Annotated in this window: 5 protein-coding genes; 3 read left to right on the forward strand and 2 right to left on the reverse strand. The window is 70.0% G+C overall.

Going from position 1 to position 4,766, the window contains the following annotated elements; translation table 11 throughout:
* Positions 1 to 973 (forward strand): sensor histidine kinase (locus ACXJLU_RS32750; RefSeq protein WP_457337910.1); only part of this gene is annotated, 973 nt, incomplete at its 5' end.
* Between the two features lie 45 nt (positions 974 to 1,018).
* Here ACXJLU_RS32750 and ACXJLU_RS32755 read toward each other — a convergent pair.
* The gene (locus tag ACXJLU_RS32755) at positions 1,019 to 1,312 is read right to left on the reverse strand and encodes a hypothetical protein (protein WP_457337911.1); all 294 of its coding nucleotides are present in this window, start codon (positions 1,310 to 1,312) and stop codon (positions 1,019 to 1,021) included.
* Positions 1,313 to 1,376: 64 nt separating this feature from the next.
* Entirely contained in the window at positions 1,377 to 2,324 is a 948-nt protein-coding gene (locus ACXJLU_RS32760; protein WP_457337912.1) for a hypothetical protein, read from the reverse strand.
* 200 nt (positions 2,325 to 2,524) lie between these two features.
* On the opposite strand from ACXJLU_RS32760, the gene ACXJLU_RS32765 reads away from it, so the two are divergent.
* Positions 2,525 to 3,916 carry a sigma-54-dependent transcriptional regulator gene (locus ACXJLU_RS32765; protein WP_457337913.1) on the forward strand — a complete coding sequence of 464 codons (1,392 nt, stop codon included), beginning with the start codon at positions 2,525 to 2,527 and terminating at the stop codon, positions 3,914 to 3,916.
* Positions 3,917 to 4,375: 459 nt separating this feature from the next.
* Positions 4,376 to 4,766 (forward strand): response regulator (locus tag ACXJLU_RS32770; RefSeq protein WP_457337914.1); only part of this gene is annotated, 391 nt, incomplete at its 3' end.

Genomic DNA, 4,766 nt, shown 5'->3' on the forward strand with positions numbered 1-4,766 from the left:
CAGCCGCAGCCGGGCGGCCGTGGCCTGCGCGCGCGCGGCGGTGCGCCACCTGGTGACGCTGCCGAACGAGCCGCGGCTCGTCACCGCGCGGCTGCTGCTGGCCGACCTGCTCGAAGACCAGGGCGACCACCCGGGCGCCTACGAGGCCTATGCCGAAGGCTCGCGCGTGGCCGCCGAGCAGCAGCGCGAGGCGATCGCGCTGCGCGCCGAAATGCTGGCGCTCGACCGCGATGCCGAGCAGGTGCTGCGCAGCACCGAGCAGACGCTGGCCTATGCGCAGCGGCTGTCCAACGTCGGCCACCTGGTCGCGAGCATCAACCACGAGCTGAACCAACCGATGGCGTCGATCCGGCTGGTGGCCGAGACGGCGCTGGAGCTGATCGACAGCGGCGAGACGGCCGAGGTGCTGGCCAGCATGCGCTCGATGCTGAAGCTGTCGACCCGGCTGACCGACCTGACCGCGCAGCTGGCCGCGTTTCCGGCGCGCTCGACCGCGCAGGTGCAGCAGCTGAGCCTGCGCCAGGCGGTGCTCGAGGCGCTGGGCATGCTGCGCTCGCGGCTGGGCCAGACGCCGTGCGAGATCGTGATCGGCTTCGATGATGCGCTGGCGCACGGCTTCGAGGGCCAGCTGGTGCGGGTCATCGCCAACCTCGTCAACAACGCGCTCGACGTGCTGGAGCCGGTGGCCGCGCGCCGCATCGAGTTCAGCTGCGCGGCCGACGGCGAGTTCGTCGTGCTCAGCGTGGCCGACAACGGCCCCGGGCTCGCGCCGGCCGTGCTGGAGCGGCTGTTCCAGCCGTTCTTCTCGACCAAGGCGGCGGGGCGCGGCCTGGGCCTGGGCCTCGCGCTGTCGCGCGACGTGATGCGCGAGATGGGCGGCGACCTGCTGGCGCGCAACGGCAGCAGCGGCGGCGCGGTGTTCGACGTGCGCGTGCCGCTGGAAGATCCGACGACGGTGCCGGGAACGCTGTAGCCCGCTGGAGCGGGCCCGGATCTGCTGCCCCTGGCAGCTGCCTGTTCACCGAAGGCTGGCGGATCGGAGCACCTGCGTGATCGCCGAATCGGCGCCGAACGCCGTCCGATTGGCCTCGGCCAGCAGCGCGATCGCAGCCAGCCGGCAGGCCTCGCGGTCGTGGGCCGGGCCGTTGTCGACCGGGTCGTTCATCAGGCCGTCGGTGACGCGGTCGACCAGCGCCTCGAAGCGCAGAACCGCCTCGGCTCGCAGTTCGTCGAACGAGGTGTCGCCGAACGAGGTGTCGTCGAACGACGTGTCGGTGAAGGCGGCTTCGGGGGTGTCGGCATGCGGGGTCATCGTGGCTGTCCTGGGGGGTGGTCCTGTGGAAGATCCTGTGAAGAGAGCGGCCCGGGGCCCGGGCTCAGCCGGCTTCCTCGGCGCGCACGGTCCTCGTGAGCGCGGCGAAGAACTTGCGCAATTGCACCGGGTCGCTGCCGTTGCCGATGTCGCAGGCCTCGCCGTAGCGCGCCGTCATCTCGTCGCGGCTGGGCTTGCCGCGCGTCTGGAAGCCGTGCAGGTCGCCCATGAACGATTTCAGGTCGACGCCGCGCTCGCGCAGCGACTGGATCGCCTGCCCGGGCTCGGTGTCCATCAGCGAGACGGGCTTGGGCTTGTCCTCGATGGCCAGCGGCAGGGTCTGCTTCTGTGGGGCAAGCGTGACTGGTTGCGTTGGGCGCGGCGGGAGCGTCGGCGGAGCCGGCATCGCGCCGGCTGGCGAGGGCTTCGGGCCGCCCGCCAGCCGGCCCAGTCCGCTCTGGAACTGCTGGATCATGTCGTGGATCGCCTGCAGGCCGCTCTTGGCTTCGCCGAACCGCCGGGCCACGACGGGCGGCGCGAAATCCTGGTACCGCGCGCTGTTCTCCACGTTGTCCATCGCCTGCAGGAAATCGCTGGTGGTGCGCGAGGCACGGTCCGAGCCCTGCAGGGCCGCGGCCATCGGGTTCTGCAGCGCCGACTGCACCGCGTGGCGCATCTGCCCCAATGGCTCGAGTTGTCCGAGTTGCCCCAGCTGGGCCTGTGCCGCCTGCCCCAGCCGCCCCATCTTCCCCAGCAGCTGCGCATTCTGCAGCCGCGGTCGCAGCCCGGCGATGCCCGCCTGCAGCGTCGCGCCGGTCGGCAGCTGCGAGGGCAGGCGCGCGTTCAGCCCGCCCAATCCGCTCATCGTCTTCGCGGCGAGCCGCGTCGTCGCGCCTGTTGCCTTCTCCGCCAGGCCGGGCGCGGCCTTCGTTGCCGCTTCGCCGGCCTGCCGGGCGACGCGGCCGAGGAGCTGGGCGCCGTTCTTCAGCAACATCGGATTGATCGGAGGCATGCGGGTTCCTTGGGCAGTGACGTCGTTGACCGCCACGGTAGGCCGACCGGGCGCTGCGGGCTGCAGCCCGACGCGAAGTGCGGCACGCCGGCGCGAAGTTGCGCGCCGCCGCCCGCGCAATGCGCCGGCAGGGCGCTACGATCGGTGCATCGCTTGCATTGACCGACCGACACGTGAAGCCCTCGATCCACGACAAGACCATGCAAGACAACGACAAAGCCGCCAGCCCTGCCGCCACGCCGGTGACGCGCATCCTGGTGATCGAGGACGACGAGGCCTTCCGTGCCAGCGTGAAGCGTGCACTGGAGCTCGCCGGCTACCAGGTCAGCCTGTTCGAAGACGCCGAATCGGCGATGGCGCAGATGGCCGCCGTCGCGCCCGCCGCCGTGCTGACCGACCTGCGCCTGCCCAAGGCCGACGGCCTGTTCGTGCTGCAGCGCGTGCGCGAAAAAGATGCCGACCTGCCGGTCGTGCTGATGACCGGCCATGGCGACATCCCGACCGCGATCCAGGCGATCCGCTCGGGTGCCTACGATTTCCTCGAGAAGCCGTTCAGCCGCGAGCGCTTGCTGGCGGTGATGCAGCGCGCCGCCGACCAGTACCGGTTGGTGCAGGAGAACCGGCAGCTGAAGACGCGGCTGGCCGAATCGTCCGGCATCGACCAGATCGTGCGCGGCGACGCGGCGCCGCTGCGCGAGCTGCGCGACCTGATCCTGCGGCTGGCGCCGACCCCGGTCGACGTGCTGATCCACGGCGAGACCGGCACCGGCAAGGAGCTGGTCGCGCGCTGCCTGCACGATTTCGGCCGGCGCAGCGGCAACTTCGTCGCGCTGAACTGCGCGGCGATCCCCGAGAGCCTGTTCGAGAGCGAGCTGTTCGGCCACGAGGCCGGTGCCTTCACCGGTGCGAGCAAGCAGCGCATCGGCAAGATCGAGCACGCGAAGGACGGCACGCTGTTCCTCGACGAGATCGAAGCAATGCCGCTCGCGCTGCAGGCCAAGGTGCTGCGCGTGATCCAGGAGCGCGAGATCGAGCGCCTGGGCAACAACAAGCCGATCCACGTGAACTTCCGGGTCGTCGCGGCGACCAAGGTGAGCCTCGAAGACCTGGCGAAGAAGGGCGAGTTCCGGCCCGACCTGTTCTACCGGCTCAACGTGGCCTCGCTGAAGATCCCGGCGCTGCGCGACCGGCTGGGCGACATCCTCGGGCTGTTCCAGATCTTCCTGCAGCAGGCGAGCCTGCGCTTCCAGATGCCGGTGCCGTCGCTGACGCCGGACCAGCGCCAGGCGCTGCTGGCCTCGCGCTGGCCGGGCAACGTGCGCGAGCTGAAGGCCTGCGCCGAGCGAATGATCCTCGGGCTGCCGATCTTCGTCGACGGCGAGCCGACCGCCTCGGCGCCGCGCTCGTTCGACGAATCGGTCGCGATGATCGAACGCAGCCTGCTCGAAGAAGCGCTGCGCCGCCACGGCGGCTCGGTGAAGGCGGCCTGTGCCGAACTCTCGCTGACGCCGGCGACGATGTACCGCAAGCTGAAGGCGCTGGCGGTGGATCCGTCGGCGTACAAGGATCCGAGCGTCGATCCGGCGGGCTGAGCACGACCCGGCCTCGCGCCGGTTCCCGATACTCCTTTGCGCCACGCGATTCGCAGATGACGTGCGCCAGGCCTTCGTGCTGCCCGTGGCCCGCCGTGTTTGCCGCCAGGCAGTCTGCCACCGAGCACGCGTTTACGGCCATCCCGCTGACGACAAGCTGACTGGGCCGGACCGGGTTTCGGCCGTGCGTCGAGCCAGTCGGGTCCCGTGGCGTTCGATGGCTGTCGCAGTCGTGAGAGAGCCGCCCCCGCTCCCTTCTCAAACTTGATTCATCCGCCGCCTTGCGGGCTGTCGGATGCCTGTCGCACGCTCGTTCACTTCCCCGGGCCCCTGACGGCGAATCAAGCACTTGCATGCAATTGTGAAACCGCTTGCAAGTCGCGCAGCCATACACCGCTTCGTGGCACATGCCTTGCGGAACGAGACCGTCAGACATCATTCAACACATAGGGGAGTCTCGTGAACAAAGCAGCCTTGTTGATCGAAGACAAAGACACGCAACTGGTCGTACGGACCGCACTGGAGTGCGCCGGCTACCACTGTGAGGTCTACACATCCACCGGTACTCTGTTGCGCGGCATCAAGCGCGACGACCATGGATTGATCGTCGTCGATGTCGACGACCCGGCCACCGATTGCCCCGCGATCGTCGACTGGCGCCGCAACTGGCTGAACCCCGAAGTGACTTTGGTCGCCCTCGGCCGCACCGACCCGCTGACCGCGGCCCGCGTGCTGAACGCCGGCGTCGACGATTTCGTCGCGAAGCCGGTGCGCGGTGCCGAGCTGCTGGCGCGCATCGGCGCCGCCGCGCGCCGACGCGTGCCGGCCCCGGCCGAGACCGGCCCGAGCG

Source organism: Rhizobacter sp. P5_C2 (assembly GCF_054049715.1).